This is a genomic window from Flavobacterium sp. 2755 (assembly GCF_031455715.1).
Taxonomy (GTDB): Bacteria; Bacteroidota; Bacteroidia; order Flavobacteriales; family Flavobacteriaceae; genus Flavobacterium.
In genome coordinates this window covers 658,774-676,282 of sequence record NZ_JAVDTG010000002.1, presented here as the reverse complement: position 1 = coordinate 676,282, position 17,509 = coordinate 658,774, and the positions used below count along the sequence as shown (strand labels likewise).

Annotated in this window: 11 protein-coding genes; 6 read left to right on the top strand and 5 right to left on the bottom strand. The window is 34.9% G+C overall.

The features are described from left to right. Positions 1-15: 15 nt before the first annotated feature. Together J2Y38_RS06680 and mutY are read right to left on the bottom strand one after the other, a co-directional pair. A complete protein-coding gene (locus J2Y38_RS06680) occupies positions 16-456 on the bottom strand; it encodes a single-stranded DNA-binding protein (RefSeq protein ID WP_309840935.1) in 441 nt (146 codons plus the stop codon). Between the two features lie 36 nt (positions 457-492). Beyond that, entirely contained in the window at positions 493-1,539 is a 1,047-nt protein-coding gene (gene mutY / locus J2Y38_RS06675) for an A/G-specific adenine glycosylase (RefSeq protein ID WP_309840790.1), read from the bottom strand. Positions 1,540-1,678: 139 nt separating this feature from the next. Here mutY and J2Y38_RS06670 point away from each other — a divergent pair, with 139 nt between their 5' ends. Both J2Y38_RS06670 and J2Y38_RS06665 read left to right on the top strand, forming a co-directional pair. Then, positions 1,679-1,969: an HU family DNA-binding protein gene (locus J2Y38_RS06670; RefSeq protein WP_007805026.1), complete on the top strand. Its 291-nt coding sequence runs from the start codon at positions 1,679-1,681 to the stop codon at positions 1,967-1,969. A 383-nt stretch (positions 1,970-2,352) separates the two neighbouring features. Continuing rightward, entirely contained in the window at positions 2,353-3,897 is a 1,545-nt protein-coding gene (locus J2Y38_RS06665) for a ribonuclease E/G (RefSeq protein WP_053470125.1), read from the top strand. Between the two features lie 341 nt (positions 3,898-4,238). Here J2Y38_RS06665 and pbpC read toward each other — a convergent pair whose 3' ends face one another. Together pbpC and J2Y38_RS06655 are read right to left on the bottom strand one after the other, a co-directional pair. Then, positions 4,239-6,614, bottom strand: a complete 2,376-nt coding sequence (gene pbpC, locus J2Y38_RS06660; protein WP_309840772.1) for a penicillin-binding protein 1C — start codon at positions 6,612-6,614, stop codon at positions 4,239-4,241. Between the two features lie 168 nt (positions 6,615-6,782). Next, the gene (locus tag J2Y38_RS06655) at positions 6,783-12,458 is read right to left on the bottom strand and encodes an MG2 domain-containing protein (RefSeq protein ID WP_309840770.1); all 5,676 of its coding nucleotides are present in this window, start codon (positions 12,456-12,458) and stop codon (positions 6,783-6,785) included. A gap of 217 nt (positions 12,459-12,675) precedes the next feature. Between J2Y38_RS06655 and J2Y38_RS06650 the strand changes: the two genes are divergently transcribed. Next, complete coding sequence (locus J2Y38_RS06650; protein ID WP_309840768.1) at positions 12,676-13,206, top strand: hypothetical protein; 531 nt, start codon at positions 12,676-12,678, stop codon at positions 13,204-13,206. Here the strand turns inward: J2Y38_RS06650 and J2Y38_RS06645 are convergent, their stop codons facing one another. Next, a complete protein-coding gene (locus J2Y38_RS06645) occupies positions 13,207-13,650 on the bottom strand; it encodes a nucleoside deaminase (protein WP_309840767.1) in 444 nt (147 codons plus the stop codon). A 61-nt stretch (positions 13,651-13,711) separates the two neighbouring features. Between J2Y38_RS06645 and J2Y38_RS06640 the strand changes: the two genes are divergently transcribed. The 3 genes from J2Y38_RS06640 to J2Y38_RS06630 are packed head-to-tail and all read left to right on the top strand — an operon-like array spanning position 13,712 to position 17,453. After that, positions 13,712-14,572 (top strand): hypothetical protein, encoded by an 861-nt coding sequence (locus tag J2Y38_RS06640; RefSeq protein ID WP_309840766.1) that lies wholly within the window; start codon positions 13,712-13,714, stop codon positions 14,570-14,572. A gap of 52 nt (positions 14,573-14,624) precedes the next feature. After that, positions 14,625-16,415, top strand: a complete 1,791-nt coding sequence (locus tag J2Y38_RS06635) for a 1-deoxy-D-xylulose-5-phosphate synthase (RefSeq protein ID WP_309840765.1) — start codon at positions 14,625-14,627, stop codon at positions 16,413-16,415. A gap of 36 nt (positions 16,416-16,451) precedes the next feature. Further along, a complete protein-coding gene (locus J2Y38_RS06630) occupies positions 16,452-17,453 on the top strand; it encodes a DUF3078 domain-containing protein (protein WP_291153847.1) in 1,002 nt (333 codons plus the stop codon). Positions 17,454-17,509: the final 56 nt, after the last annotated feature.

Below are 17,509 nucleotides of genomic sequence, written 5' to 3'. Positions count from 1 at the left end.
AGATTAGTTAAACAATCAAAAAGGCAGATCATTAATGGGCAAGCCTTCGTTTGGCGCATCAAAGTTAGTGTTTTTTGCTGGTTCCTGATCGTGGCTTGGCCTATGATTTCCTGTTTCTTTTTTGGTAGTCAGAAAAGTAAATTCTGTAACCTGAATTTCTGTTGTATATTTTGTCGTACCATCTTCAGCCTGCCACTGTCTGGATTTAATACGGCCTTCAACATATATTTTATCCCCTTTAGAAAGGTATTTTTCGCAAATTTCGGCGGCTTTATTACGCACAACCAAATTATGCCACTCTGTAGATGTTATTTTTTCATTGGTCGTTTTATTAATATAAACTTCATTTGTAGCCAGTTGAAAGCGACCAATACAGTTCCCTCCATCAAAATAATGCATTTTTACATCATCGCCTAAATGACCAATAAGCATAACCTTATTTAATGTTCCATTCATAATTAATAGTGGTATTTCTACCAAAGATACATTTTTTTAGCAATTTATTTCTTGCTTTTCTATAAAATTATACAATACAATTGGAAAAGGAAAACTTTTTAAAGTTTTCAAATCAATTCCGTTTTCAAGCACTTCATTAATTTTTATTTTCCAAAATTGAATGTGAAGATGCTGGTGCGAAAGCTTATGAATTACGGTTGCTTCACTGCATTCTTCTATACCTAATATAGTATAGGAAGAAAACATATCATTTTGTGCTATTTCTGATACAGTGTTAAAACCTGCAATTTCGGTGCTTTCAAAAAGAGGAAACTCATATAAGTTATGCCAGATTCCTTTTGCAGTTCTTTTTTGAATAATAGTGTTTCCTGAAATATCTTCTAAAACCAGATAATTAAAAAAACGATTTGTCACTTTTACTTTTTTAGATTTTACGGGTAAAGAATCGACTTTCTTTTTCTGCAACGCTAAACAGCTGTCGTTAAAAACACAAACAGAACAATTCGGACTTTTCGGAACGCATTGCAGCGCACCAAACTCCATTATCGCCTGATTGAAGATTGCCGGATTATCTTTTGGCATTAATTCGTAAGCCAGTTTTGTAAATTCTTTTTTTGTCGCGGGAAGCGCAATATCAGATTCAATATCAAAATATCGGGAAAGTACACGAAACACATTTCCGTCTACAACCGGAACAGCTTCATTATAGGAGAAAGATGCAATTGCGGCGGCCGTATATTCGCCAACGCCTTTTAAATTTAAAAGTTCTTTATAAGAAGGAGGAAAACTTCCGTTTAGATCCTCTGCGACGTATTTTGCTGTTTTATGAAGATTTCTTGCGCGCGAATAATATCCGAGTCCCTGCCAAAGTTTTAAAACTTGTTCTTCGGATGCATTTGCAAGATCAAAAACTGTAGGAAATTCCGCTGTAAATGCAAAAAAGTAAGGCATTCCTTGCGCAACTCTGGTTTGCTGCAGCATAATTTCTGAGAGCCAAATTTGGTACGGATCGACCGTTTTTCGCCATGGAAGGTCACGTTTGTTTTGTAAATACCATTTTATCAGCGTGTTATGAAAATTCATCGTTAAATCCTTAAAATGCAAAAGTAAATGTTTATGTAATTAAAATTTAACGAATTAGCTTGATTAATTATTTTTTTAATTCCTATATTTGCAAACTCAAAAAAATAGTACACCATTTATAAATAAAATAGGAAAGAAAATGACGAAAGCAGATATCGTAGCGAAAATTTCAGAGAAATTAGGTCTTGAAAAAGGAGATGTTCAAGCAACAGTAGAAACTTTTATGGAAGAAGTAAAAACTTCTTTAGAAACAGGAGACAATGTTTACCTAAGAGGTTTTGGTAGTTTTATTGTAAAAACCAGAGCTGAAAAAACTGGTAGAAACATCTCAAAAAACACTACAATCAAAATTCCAGCACACAACATCCCTGCGTTTAAACCTGCAAAAGTATTTGTAGAAGGAGTTAAAACTAACAACGAAGCAAAATAATATTAATTAACATAAATCTGACACGATATGCCAAGTGGTAAAAAAAGAAAGAGACATAAGGTAGCTACTCACAAACGTAAGAAAAGAGCGAGAGCTAACCGTCACAAAAAGAAAAAGTAGTTTTAAACTACTTTTTTCTTTTTAAACGTTCATTGAAATTGAGAATTAGTGTTCAGTCATCAGATTTTAGTATTCAGTTTACTGATTACTTGGAACTGGAAACTGCCAGCTAGTTTTCCCCGGGTTCAATACCTGTTAAAATATTGTTTAATCCATCTGTAGATAAGATTTTAGATCTTAGATTTTAGATTTTAGATTTTTTTTAAATCTATGCTCTTCTCTCTATATTCTATTTTCTGAAAAAACAGATAAAAATTTACAGTGTGAATAAAGAATTAATCATTAGATCTAGTTCTGAAGCCGTAGATTTTGCCTTATTAAAAGATGGAAAACTAATTGAATTACACAAAGAAGAAGAGAAAAGCAACTTTCAGGTTGGTGATATTTTTATTGCCAAAATCAGAAAACCAGTTGCCGGACTTAATGCTGCTTTTGTAAATGTAGGCTTCGAAAAAGATGCCTTTTTACATTATCACGATTTAGGTCCAAACTTAGCTTCTCAGCTGAAATTCATAAAACTTGTAAGCGCAGGTAAAATAAAAGATTTCTCCCTAAAAACCTTTCAGTTTGAAAAAGAGATTGACAAAGATGGCATCATTACTGATATTTTAAGTGCCAATCAATCTGTTTTAGTTCAAGTAGTTAAAGAACCTATATCGACCAAAGGCCCAAGAATAAGTGCTGAGCTTTCTCTTGCCGGAAGATTTATCGTTCTAGTTCCTTTTTCTGATCGTGTTTCTATTTCTCAAAAAATAGAAGACAAAAAAGAAAAGGATCGTCTGAAAAAACTTGTTCTATCGATCAAACCTAAAGGATTTGGTGTTATTGTTCGTACAGTAGCCGAAGGCAAAAACGTAGCCGAATTAGAAAAAGATTTGCAGAACCTGCTTGGCAGATGGTCTGCAATGTGTAAAAAATTACCAACTGCTCATCATCCATCAAAAGTATTAGGAGAGCTTAACCGAGCTTCTTCAATATTAAGAGATGTATTTAATGATACCTTCAGCGGTATTCAAATAGATGATGAAGAGTTGTTCCACCAAACGAAGGAATATCTGCAAGAAATTGCACCTTCGAAACAATCGATTGTTAAGTTTTATCAATCAAATGACACTCCAATTTTTGAGAAATACAATATAGAGAGACAAATCAAAACTTCTTTTGGCAGAACCGTTTCTATGAGTAAAGGGGCTTACCTTATCATCGAACACACTGAAGCTCTTCACGTTATAGACGTAAACAGCGGAAACCGTTCGAATAAAGCAACTAACCAGGAAGACACCGCCATGGAAGTAAATATGATTGCCGCAGCAGAAATCGCCAGACAACTTCGTCTGAGAGATATGGGCGGAATTATCGTAGTTGATTTTATCGATATGTCTAATCCAGAAAACAGGAAAGTTTTGTTCGACTTCTTGCGAGAAGAAATGAGCGACGATAAAGCAAAGCATAAAATATTACCGCCGAGTAAATTTGGTTTAGTCCAGATTACAAGACAGCGAGTAAGACCAGAAGTTAATATAAAAACTAGAGAAGAAGATCCAAATAAAGTTAATGGTGAAATTGAAGCGCCAATATTAATAATTGACAAGATCACCTCTGACTTAGAAAGACTTTTAAAAACCCACAATAAAGTTGTGCTTAATACACATCCGTTTGTGGCTGCATACCTCAGCAAAGGTTTTCCATCATTACGTTCAAAATGGTTTTTTGAACATAAGAAATGGGTGAAAATCATACCTCGTGACGCTTACACGTACTTAGAATACCATTTCTATGATAAAAAAGGAAATGTTATTTCAGAATAAAAATCAAAACCGCCCCGATGCATCGGGGCGGTTTTTTTATGCGTCATTGCGAGGAACGAAGCAATCTTTTCGCCACGAATTACACGAAATTGCACGAATTAATTTGTGTTAATTGGTGTAATTCGTGGCGAAAATTTAGGCCTAAAACTATGTTTAAAAAGTCATTTTGAATATTGTTGTCACCCTGAGCGAAGTCGAAGGGCGCTCCAATTGGCACGTGGGCTTCGACTTCGCTCAGCCTGACACACAATAACCCATAAAGAAGCAAATTTTGGAATTTGGACTCGAGCGATAGCGAACAGGCGAAGCAATTTCAAAAAACTGGAATTTCCCTTTAAATTCTATTCCCTCACAATTTCTATTTTCCGTCTAATTTCATTCCCCGAAGCATCTACAACCGTAATATAATGTATTCCTGTTGTTGGCATAATTGGCAGTTCGTGAAAGGTTTTTGTGGTTGCTTTATAAACATCATCTACATACCAAAATAATTCCTTATCCCTTTCAGAATAAGCTACTTTTAAAATTACGGGCTGTACTTTACTATTGAAATCTTTAGTTAAGTAAATTTTACTGTTGGCTTTTGGATAAATAAAATCCATTGTTTTGGTTTGTGTTCCTTCGCAGCCTTCTTTAAATGGCGGTAAAGGCAGGTATTCTATATGTTGGCTTTTGTAATACCAAGCCATTACGGGAGGCAGTACAAACCAGTTTTTAGTCACAATATTTTCTATGCTTTCGCAGCTACTGTTTACCTGAAATTGTTCTGTTTTATCTAAATGAATGGTTTTATGATATGGACAAACCGCTGTAGATTTTCCTTTTTTAGAAACCCATTGTTTAATTTTCGGACAGTTTTCTTTTGCCAGATATCCGCTTAAGCGACAAACTTCAACTTCCTCTAAATCTTTATACGGAATATCAAACCATCTTTGTCTTGGCAATAAATTAAAAACGTCGAATAAAATTGGTGCAGCACTTGTAACTCCGGTTAAAGTTGGTCTTCCTTCTCCGGTTGCATTTCCAACCCAAATTCCTACTACATATCTTGAATTTGTTCCAATGGCCCACGCATCACGATTTCCGAAACTTGTTCCCGTTTTCCAGGCAATTTTTAAAGAACTGTCATAAAATTTCCAGGCTTCATCTCCTTCCGGTCTGTTTACTTCTTCCATTGCGTTATACGTTAACCAAATTGATCCGGCACCTAAAATATTCTTTTGATTGGTTTCTGAACCAAAATCAGGCTTAAAATCATCTTTATAATTTAGTTCCGTAAATTCGTTTGTTCGGTATTTTCCGTTGTTTTTAGTGTAATAATTAACCGTAGAAGAGAGATTTGCATACGTTCGACATAAATCCCACAAATTACTTTCGGCACCGCCTAAAATAAGCGATAAACCATAATGATCCGGAGTCTTATTTATGTCTTTTAATTTGAATTTTTGAAGTTCTTCATAAAATTTATTGACTGTAAATTCCTGAAGCATTAATACTGCCGGAATATTTAATGAACGCGACAAAGCTCGATGCGCCGGAACTGCTCCATCAAAAGTAAGGTTGAAATTTTGCGGTGTATAACCTGAAATCTGCGTTGGAACATCAGCTACTAAAGTATTCGGCAATAACTCTCCATCGTCAAGCATTGCGCCATACAAAAGCGGTTTTAAAATACTTCCGGTACTTCTTGGCGCATCTATTATATCAACATCTTTTTGATGATCTTTATCTGTTGGAGAATTTCCAACATAACTCATTACATTTCTGTTCTGAACATCAATTACTAAAATAGCCAGATTATGAACTTCATTCTGCTTATATTGATTGTAATAATATCTTGCGATTTGGTTTACACGATTTTGCAAGGCATGATCAATCGTCGTTTTTACCCGTATTCCTTCTTCACTTTTCGCTACTCTTTGCAATAAATGCGGTGCAATTTGAGGCAGATCGTATGGTTTTTGAGGTAAAGGTTCTTCTATCGAAAGTTCGTACGTCTGTTTGTCGATTATGCCTTCCTGATGCAGTTTCAGTAAAAGTCGGTTTCGTTTGTTTAATAATTTTATCTGGTTTTTTCCCGGATAAATTAAACTTGGCGCATTTGGTAAAACCGCCAAAACAGCATTTTCTGCCCACGATAATTGATTAGACTGCACTCCAAAATAACGCCACGAAGCCATTTCGAGTCCAACGACATTTCCTCCAAATGGCGCATGAGCAGCATACATTTCGAGAATTTCATTTTTAGAATATCCTAATTCTAATCTTGTTGCCAGAATAATTTCGACAAACTTTTCAAAATAAGTTCTATTTTTTCCTTTTCTGGATAATCGGATAACCTGCTGTGTTAAAGTACTTCCTCCTCTTACCACTTTACCCGCTTTTCGGTTTTGCTTAAAAGCATTGACCATTGCTCCCGGATTAAATCCCGGATGCTTGTAGAAATATTCGTCTTCAAAATAAACAATACATTTTTTGAATTTATCGGGAACGCTGTCTTGCGCCGGAAAACGCCATTGTCCGTCGCGGGCAATTTTGGCTCCGAGTAATTCTCCTTCTTTACTTTCAATGACGGTTGAATAAGGCTCTTTGAATAAAGTTCGGGGAAGGGAAAAATAGTAAATCAGCAAGAGCATAAATGCAATTGCTGACTTTATTTTATTTCTTTTAATCCAGTTTATGATGCGTTGGAAAAACGCTATAAGTTTATTTTTCAACGTAATGATTATTTAACCGCAAAGACGCTAAGTTATGCAATCCCGATAGCTATCGGGACGCAAAGTTTTTTTGCCCACGGATTTCACGGATGAAACGGGTTTTCGCAGCGTAATTTAAAAAACATCTGTGTTAATCCGTTTCATCCGTGAAATCCGTGGGCTATAAATTTACTTCACAACCTCAACCCAGAATCCTTTTGTTCTTGCCAGGAATGTGTTGTCGTACATGGCTTCGCATTGTAATCCAGGTAAATAATAATTTCCTAGATACGATGCGTTTAGCAGGATTCTGAAAACTTTTGTTTCTCTGGATTTCATTCCGAAGTAGAAATTAGTTCTGTCGTCACGAATATCAATATAATCGGCAATATTATTTACAGCGTCTCCGTAATCTGTGAAACGTGTGTTTACAATTTCGAATCCAGAAGGCAGAATTTGCGATAAAGCCACATTTTGAACACTTTCATTTCTTTGGTTTTTAATCGTAACCTCCGCAATAAATTCTGTTCCCTGACTAATTCTTGAAACATCTATCGTACTTCCTTTTCTATTTTTGAAAACAATACTTGCCGAGACATCACTTTGAACAGCATTTTCATGTCCGATTGGTAAAATTCCGGTATTCAATACACGAACATAGACCGTATTATTTTTAAGGTTTTTTAATGTGATACTATTTGTTCCGCTGGCAGCAGATAAACTACGATCTGCAATTGTTTTTTGCGTATTTATCGTTTCTCCTTTTCCATTTTTGTTAAACTGGATATTGATTCCTTTTGGACCGTTGCTTATCGCAAATTTCGACATTGAATACAAGCAGTAAGCTGTTGTCTGCGTACTCATCCATTGATTTGCCGACATTTCTTTGGCTAATTTTGTTGCTGTTGTAAATGCTTTTTGTTTTTGATCTAAAAGAAGCAGTGTTTCTAAAGCCATTGCTCTGTTTCTTTCGTCTGAACCATAATAGTAATAATTATAACCATCTGAGCCATCAATACTCGTTTGGAGCAATAAATTCTGCCCAGCTGATTTTTGTCCGGCTAAAACATAGGCCGCAGCCAAACGAAGTTTACTTTCGTTCGAAATTGATTTTGTTTCACGCAATCTGTTCATTGACGATAAATCGGCATTTCCGGCTAAAGCCAAAGTATATAATCTATAAGACTGAGCCAGATCATTTCCGTATTTAGGTTCAAAACGCCATTGTTTTGCTTCTTTCTGCTGATATGAAAGCCATTTTGATTTGAAATTAATTGGCAGTACATAACCTTTTTTCTCTGCTTCAATCAAGAAATGTCCGGCGTACGAAGTTCCCCAATCGTCTGCAATTGTACCTCCTTGCCAGTAAGGTAATCCACCGTTTGATAACTGGAAGTTTCCTAATCTCTGAATTCCGGCGGCGATATTTTTTTGAATAATATCTTTACGTTTCGCATCAATATCGGCAACATCACTTAAGAATAATTGCGGGAAAACCGACGATGTTGTCTGTTCTACACAACCATGCGGGTATTGAATTAAATATTGCATTCTTCCGTTCAAATTCATCGAAGGCATAGACGAAACTTCCAATCTTGCTTTATTGCTTCCGGCAACACCAAATGTTTTCCACGAAAGTGTTTTAGTACTGTTTGGAGTTAAAATAACATCTGTAAAAGTACTCGTAACCGGATTTGGGTTTGTCATATCGATTTCAACGTCATAAGTTGATTTCTCACTTCCTGATGTTGCAATAACCTGCACTTTTGCAATTCCAGTTGCAGAACCTACAACCAAATTGAAATACGCCATTTTTTCGTCTGGCTGTGCAAAACTTAGTTTTTGAACAGCGCTTCCCACAACTTTCAATCCGTTGCTGGTTTTGATCTGAACAGAAACATTTTTGATTTTATTTTCAGTTGCAAAAATGGTAACCGGAATCGTCACTTTTTCGGATGGTGAAATTTTTCTCGGTAACGAAGCCAAAACCATCAACGGACTTCTAACCGGAGTTGCTTTTTCTACACTTCCGTATGCGCTTGTTGCAGCGTCGCCGGCAACAACCATTGTTCTAACAGAACCAATATATTTTGGAAGTTTTAACTGATGTGATTTTGTTTCTCCTTTTTCTAATTTAAAAGGTCCATAATACAATACAACTGGTTTAAAACGGTTTGCTTTTTTAGCTTTTCCACCTCCTAAATCCTGATCTCCACCAATACTGAAAATCTGATTTATTTTTCCGCCGTAAGCGCCAATTACATCATCGTAAACGTCCCAGGTTTTTACGCCTAAAGCTTCACGAACATAGAAACTATCCCATGCATTTGGAGTTTTAAAACGAGTTAAATCCAGCAATCCTTCATCGACAACAGCAATGGTATATGTCATTTCTTTTCCAGTTTTCTCTCCTACTTTAACTGTAAAAGGCTGTTCTGGTTTTAATACATCAGGCATATTAATGGTTGGTGCCAAAATCGTGTTTTTATCCACAACCTCAATCGGAACAATTCCGTACATACGAATTGGCGAATCGTTTTTAGTCGACGCGTGCGGCTGTAATAACGTGATATTGAAATACACATTTGGCGCCATTGCTCCCGTAATTGGAACTTCGACTTTTGTTTCTCCGTTTTTAGTTTCTGCCCAAAGTGTCTGTACTACTCGTGATCCGTTTTCAATTGAAATTAATGCACGTCCGCCTTCACTTGAAGGGAAAGAAATTTGTGCTTTTTCTCCAACAGCATAATTCTTTTTATCGGTAGAAAAAACTAACATATTTGCTGTCGAAGCATCTCTGTTTCTGGTTTTTCCAGACCAGATTGGCCAGTCGATATTTACAGTTAAAGCTGTTGCATGTCCGTCGTTTGGATCTTCAACTCTAATTAAATAACGTCCCCATTCTTCATCGGTTAAAGCAAATTGAAAACTTCCTCTTCCGCTTGAATCGGTATTAATTACTGTAGATTTATAAGATGTTGTGGAGTTCGATGAATTATAGTTAGACAAATTATCGCTAGAAGAATCCCACCACCATCTCCAGTCGACTTTGTAAATTCTTACTTCAAGATTTCGAACTGCTTTTGGCCTTCCGTTTTCATCAACCGTAACTACTTCAAAACGATTATTCGTTCTGGTTTCAAGCATGTTATACTTGTTTAATTCAGGCGATTTTACTCCAACATAGGTTTTATATGGAGAATACGTTGTCGAAATAACATCGGTACTAAAATCACCGCCTTCTTCATACACTTTTGTAATGAACGAAGCGCGAAGCATTCCCGGTGCCTGACCTTGTAATTTTGGCTGAATATTTACAGAAGCTTTTCCGTTTTCGTTTAATTTTCCTGAGAAAACGTTTATTTCTTCTGTACTAAATTGACGAACCATATCGTCAAAACTATACTTTTCATAGCCTTTAAAAGTTGTGGTTTGCTGCGAAAATTTAGCCTGCATTTCTACATTTAAATTTTTGGCAATTGCACCATGAAGCCATGTTACTTCCAGATTATCTGTGTTTGGATAAGATGATGAAAGTGTTTTTCTCGTAAATGTATTTTTGATTTTTAAACGATTTGGTTTAATCGTTTCAATTTTGATACTCTTATAGAATTTTGCACCACCAACGCTTACCATCGCTTCCCAATTTCCGGTTGGCGCATCTTGATTTGTTGGAACTATAAAGGCATAATGATTTAAATCGTTTGTTTTTTGAACAGTTTGATAAACTGTTTTTCCATTCGGATCGTTTAACCTGAATTTTATCGGATGTGATTTCGGAAGTTTATTCGCCGCATCATTCAAAATAAAAGATAAATACAAATTATCTCCCGGACGCCAAACGCCTCTTTCTCCGTAAATAAATCCTTTTAAACCTTTTTGCAAAGTCTCTCCGGCAACATCAAAATTACTTACAGATAACGAAAGTCCATCGTCTAATTTCACATACGTCGATTGATCGCCTAAAGTAACAATTGCAAAATAGGCGAATTTATCCAACTGGAAAGAAGCAATTCCTTCACTGCTTGTTGCTTCAGTTGCAATTTTTTGTTGTTGAAAATTGTATAAATCAATTCTTGCGTTCGAAACTGGTTCGGTCGTCACAATATTATTTACAGCAAATAAGTACGATTTATTTTCACCTCTTTTAGCAATAACCCCTAAATCTGAAGCCAGAATATTAGTTGCAATTTTCGCATTATAATAATACGATCCAGAGCAAGGATCCTGACTTTCTCTCCACTCATAATCATCATAATAGTAATCGTCGTATGAGTTTCCGCTGTAGTTTACATCATTTTCATCAACTTCTTCTTCCTCTGTTTCATCCTGATCTCCGTCTGATGTTTCACATTTATACAGCGCGTATTTCTTTTTATATTCAAACTCAACTCTGTAAATAGCTCCCGGTTCTGGTTTTATAATTTTAGATAAATCTAAGGCATAGGTATTCCATTTCGTTAGATTTACGAGTGTGCTTTCCCTTAAATTCAGCGTTGTTTTTGCAATAGGCTGCGCTACTTTCTTGAGGTTTTGCGCGCCGTTTAATTCGTTGTATTGAAGAAACTGCAGAATATTGTTTTTGTAAATTTTATAAACTTTTACATCAACGGCACTTAAATTTACGGCTTCAAAGTTCAGTTTTAAGTTATTTGAACTTGGCAGAATTGTTCCGTTTTTAACGAAACGCACGCTTGGTTTTATCTGATCAAAAGAGATTTTTTCAGAATAGTTCGCTTCCATTTTTTTGCCGTACTGGCTTTCAATTCCCTGAAAAACTTCGAGAAGCAATTCTCCAGTAATCACTTGTTCCGGCTCTTCATCTGGAACTACTTCAACAATATCTTCTACCGGAGCTTCAACAACTGCGGCAGCAGAATCGACAGCAACTGCGGCAGAATCAACGGTAACTTCTGCCGTTTCTTCCTGAACAACAACCGGAGCTGGTTCTTCTTTTTTAGGAGCGTTTTGGTTTGTAAAATATACTTTTAATAAATTCCCTTGTGTAGAAAATTTTAAGTTGTTGGTGTTTTGAATCGAAACCAATCCGGCAAAATCCTGTCCTTTTTCTAAAGGTTCAGAAAAATTAATTGAAACCGATTGATTACTTCCATCCGGAACTTCAACTTTTATAATTTTAAATTCATTAATGCTTGTAATTGGGAAATCAATTTGTCCTTTTTGATCAATATCAAAATCATTTCCATCGTATATAATCTCCAGATTTGAAGCTTCAGAAAAACGCTGAATACTGTCAATTATAAAGCGAAATTCTTTTGCAGGTCCAGTCGTTTTTTCAAATTTAATTTTAAGATTATTTCCTTTTTGTTTGGCTTCAACCAGTTTTTGAGCCGTTTCAAGATCAATTTTATCTGCTGTTTTTAAAACGCAGTTTAAATATTGATATTCTTTACTGTACGATTGAATATCGCCGGTATTTATGGTAAAATCCTGCTTAACTGTTTTAACCGTAAAGTTGAATTTGGAAAGTTCCTTTTCTTTTTCTTTCGGAATTGCTGTCAGCTTATCTAAGTTTAAAGTAACCTGATATTCTGTTCCCGGATTTAATTTTTTCTCAGGAATAAAAGCAATGGTATTGGTAGAAAGTGCTACTACTTTTCCGTGAACGTTTGGTGAAATATCAAACAAATCGTCGTCTAATTCCTGATTGGGTTTCCAATCATTTTTGTCGAAAGCCAAAACAACCCGAATATCAGAATCGGAAGAAACGATTCCGCTTGTAAAGCTGGTTATGTACTCTTTAAATAATGAAAAATCGGAGTTGAAATCTGCAGCCGATTTTCTGCCGCAGGATTGAAAAATAAAAAACACAAAAAATACGAGAACTAAACCTTTTGCTTTCACTTTTATTTAGAGTTAATGGTTAACAAATTAGTAATTTAATACGATCTACTGTCTAAAGCCTTAACAGCAAAACGCAAATTAAATTACAATAAAAGTAAAGTATTTTTTGATTCTTTAAGAAGAAAATTCTTTAGTAATAATTATTTAACTTTTGTTGAAGTTTGCTAAAAAAAGAATTGCTAAAATGCTATATTCACGTTTTTAAATTTAAAAAAGAATGCCAGATAATTCAAATAGATATTCTATTGAAAATGAATTTATTATCAAAAATAAAAATGTGATCATGTATTTGATGGGTGTAATAGCATTTTTTGTTTTGATTACTTTTGCAGATTATTATTTTTTACCTGCTTCAAAAACTAATGATTTAATTACTAATTATTCGGTTATAACATCTGGGAAATCCAAACAAAAAGTTTCTTATCATTATTTTACACAAAAAGGATTTACTTTTTCTACAGCAAAAGAATATATTGAAGAAACTAATATTGTAATTGAAACTTCTTTAATATTTAAATTTGTAACAAACGTAAAGTCCAAGACAAAAGATTATACCAATATCATTTCTAGTGGTTTAAGCATTAATGGAATTCAATTCTACGCTTGTCTTATCCTACTTTTTTCAATTGGATTAAGTATAAAAATATTTCTTTCGAAAAAAGGTTTTTCCGAAAACACGTTTTACAATATTGTTTGTTTTAATTGTTTTATGATATTTATATGTGTTTACATGGGATATTTGTTTTAACTACTTACGCCTTTCCAGAAAAAAACGTTTCATTAAATCTGCCGCTTCATTAGCCATCACTCCAGAAACCACAGTTGTTTTTGGATGCAATTTTGTTCCCATAGTAATGAAACCTCGTTGTTCGTCGCGTGCGCCAAAAACAATTTTCGAAATCTGGCTCCAATATAAAGCCCCCGCGCACATTTGGCAAGGTTCAAGCGTAACGTAAAGCGTGCAGTCTTTTAAATATTTTCCGCCAAGAAAATTGGCTGCTGCGGTTATAGACTGCATTTCAGCATGGGCAGTAACGTCATTTAATAATTCAGTCAAATTATGGCTTCTTGCAATTACTTTATCGGCCACAACAATAATGGCACCAACAGGAATTTCGCCTTTTTCATAGGCCATTTCTGCTTCCTGCAAAGCTTTTTTCATGAAATATTCGTCGGTAAAAGGGTTTTCCATAATTGCAAAAATAGGATTTTAGAATTTATTTTTTATTACATTTAAACTTTGATATTTGAATATGGAAAGAAAACATAAAATCACAATTCCTGAACCATGCCATGAAGACTGGAATAAAATGACTCCAGATGGAAATGGCCGTTTTTGTTTAAGCTGCTCTAAAACTGTTGTTGATTTTACATCAATGCTTCCTAATGAAATTCAGCATTTTTTTATTCAAAATCAAAATAATAAAATTTGCGGAAGATTTAGAAAATCGCAATTAGATTCTGTTACAATTCAAATTCCTAGTCGGGTTTTGTATGTACAAACTAATTATTATAAAATGTTTTTGCTTGCTTTATTTGTAGCTATGGGAACTACTTTATTTAGCTGCGCAGATAAAGAAGGAAATAAGAAAAAAATTGATAAAGTTGAAGTTGTAAAAGACACTGCATCAGTCAAAAATTATACTACAGGTAAGTCACTGATTCGAAATTCAGGTCATGATGTTCCGCCTCCGCCTACAAAGGTTGATCAGGTTAAATTTGTAAAAAATCCTGTAAATAATACTAAAAAAGAAAAAGCTGCAAAGCTGAATTGTAAAAAAGCTGTGGAAGTGGAAGACGAAAGTTTATTTACTACTGGTGCGGTTATGGAGACAAATGCAGAATTTCCTGGTGGAATTGAGCAATTTTACACATTTTTTGCAAAAGAATTTAAAAAACCTGAAGACTCAAATATTGGAAAAACGAAAATCATTCTTGCCTTTGCAGTAGAAAAAAACGGTTCTGTATCTTATCTTCAATCTCAACCCGCTGTCGACCAGCCTTTGGAAAAAGAACTCATTCGAGTTTTAAGTTTATGTCCAAAATGGCAGCCGGGAGAATCGAATGGCAAAAAAATAAAAATGCAGTATTCTTTACCAATTGTATTGCAGTAGATCTCACTTATAAAATTAAATTTAAAACCGTAAATTTGCTTTTTACCTTACAATGAAAAGCAATTTACTTTCGAACATATACAATCCTGCCGATTTACGTCTTTTAAAAGAAGAGCAGCTTACTGAGGTTGCTCAGGAATTACGTCAGTTTATTATTGATGTTGTTTCTGTAAAAGAAGGGCATTTGGGTGCCAGTTTAGGTGTAATCGAACTGACAATTGCTTTGCATTATGTTTTTAATACGCCCGAAGATTTATTAGTTTGGGATGTAGGACATCAGGCTTACGGACATAAAATTTTAACCGAAAGAAGAGAAATTTTCCATACTAACAGACAAATTGGAGGAATTTCTGGTTTCCCAAAAAGAGCCGAAAGTGTTTATGATACTTTTGGGGTTGGACATTCCTCTACTTCTATTTCTGCAGCGCTCGGAATGGCGATTGCTTCTAAACTAAAAGGCGATTTAGACAAACAGCATATTGCAGTTATTGGCGATGCTTCTATCGCATCAGGAATGGCTTTTGAAGGTTTAAATCATGCCGGAGTTACCGATGCTAATATTCTAGTAATTTTAAACGACAACGCTATTGGAATTGACCCGAGTGTTGGTGCTTTAAAAAAATATCTGACTGCTGTTAAAAACGGAAAAAATCCGAAGCAGAATAACATTATAAAATCGCTGAATTTTGATTATTCCGGTCCAATCGACGGACATGATTTTCCAACTTTAATCAAAGAATTAAACCGACTAAAAAAGATTAAGGGTCCAAAATTTCTTCATATTGTAACTACCAAAGGAAAAGGTTTACAGCAAGCTGAGGAGAATCAGGTAAAATATCATGCGCCCGGAAAATTTGATGCTTCAACGGGAGAAATTCATTTAAAATCTGAAGAAAATCTTCCTCCAAAATATCAGGACGTTTTTGGTTTAACTATTTTGGATTTAGCCAAAAAGAACGAAAAAATAATCGGAATCACGCCCGCAATGCCATCCGGAAGTTCTTTAAAATTTATGATGGATGAATTGCCGGAACGCGCTTTTGATGTGGGAATTGCAGAACAGCATGCCGTAACTCTTGCTGCCGGAATGGCAACCCAGGGAATGATGGTGTACTGCAATATTTATTCAACTTTTTTACAGCGCGCTTACGATCAGCTTATTCATGACGTGGCTTTGCAAAATTTACCTGTTATTTTTTGTTTGGACAGAGCTGGTTTGGTTGGCGAAGACGGGGCAACGCATCACGGTGTTTTTGACATTGCTTATCTGCGTTCTATCCCTAACATGATTATTTATGCGCCAATTAATGAAATTGCGCTTCAAAACATTTTATATACGGCTCAATTAGGTTTATTAAATCATCCTATTGCGATTCGATATCCAAGAGGACGCGGGGTCTTACAAAACTGGGAAGTAGAAAATTTCGGACATTACGAAAAAATTAATATTGGCGAAGGAAACTGCTTAAAAAAGGGCACAAAAACAGCTATTTTATCTACAGGAGCAATTGGAAACAATGTAATAGAAGCCATAAATCAATGTCCTAATTCAGATGATCTGGCACATTATGACTTTTCGTTCATTAAACCACTAGATATCAATCTATTAAATACTATTTTTTCATCTTTCGAAAATATAATTACAATTGAAGACGGAGTAAAAAAAGGCGGATTTGGAAGTGCTGTTTTGGAGTTTGCCGCAGCAAATAATTTCAAAAATGATGTCAAAATTTTGGGTATTCCTGACGAGTTTATTGAGCATGGAAGCGTGCTGCAGCTACAACAATTGTGTGAAATTGACGTTAAATCTTTAATAAATCTTTTTTCAAACGGTGTAAAATAATTATTTTGCAACACCAAAAATACAAAAATAAGCCTAATGAAATTATTACGTTCTACCCTTTTGCTTCTGTTGCTTCTCTGTTCTTCAAAAAACTTTGCGCAGCTTATACAAACGACTTTAGATCCAAATCAAGTACCTAAACTGCCTTCAAACTGGACTAAAAAAAATCAAGTGGGTTTTGATATTTCAGAGATCGCTTTTGTGAATTGGAGTGCCGGGGGAACAAGTTCTATTTCTGGTTTATTTAAGGGTGAATTTGGACGAACTTTTGTAAAAGGAAATCATAAGTGGGTTAACGAACTTATTGTTAAATATGGTTTAAACAAGCAAGACGGAACTGAACTTAGAAAAACAGACGATGCTGTTTTATTAAACTCAACATACGGATTTAGAAAAGATACGGTTTCAAACTGGTATTATTCTGCTAAATTTAACTTCAATACACAATTTACAGACGGTTACAATTATCCAAACCGTGATATTGCAATTTCCAGACCTTTTGCTCCAGCTTATATATTTCTGGGAGCAGGAGCTGAGAATTCAGACAAAAAGAAAAACAGAACTTTTTACTTCTCTCCTATTACGTTAAAAACTACTTTAGTATTAGATCAATACCTGGCAAATCAAGGTTCTTTTGGTGTTAAAAAAGCAGTTTATGCACCAGATCCTTTAGATCCTAATAACCAAATTTTAATTGAGGAAGGTCAAAAAGTAAAAGCGGAGTTTGGTATTCTTTTTACGGCATACATGAAAAGCGAAATCTTTAAAAACATTTTTTACGAAAACAGATTAAGTTTATATACCGATTATTTAAACAGATTTGGAAATGTCGACGTTGATTACGACACGCGTTTAGATCTTGTTGTAAACGCTTATGTAAAAGCGAATATTGGCGTTCATTTAGTTTATGATGATGATATTAAAACTAAAAAAGATGTTGTTGATCCTGTAACCGGAAGTACTTCGCAGGTTAACGACGGGCCAAGAGCGCAGCTACGTCAGGTTCTTGGAGTTGGTTTAGTTTATGCTTTTCAATAAAATAAATTCATACTATAAAAAAAGTGCCTGTAAATATTTACAGGCACTTTTTTTAT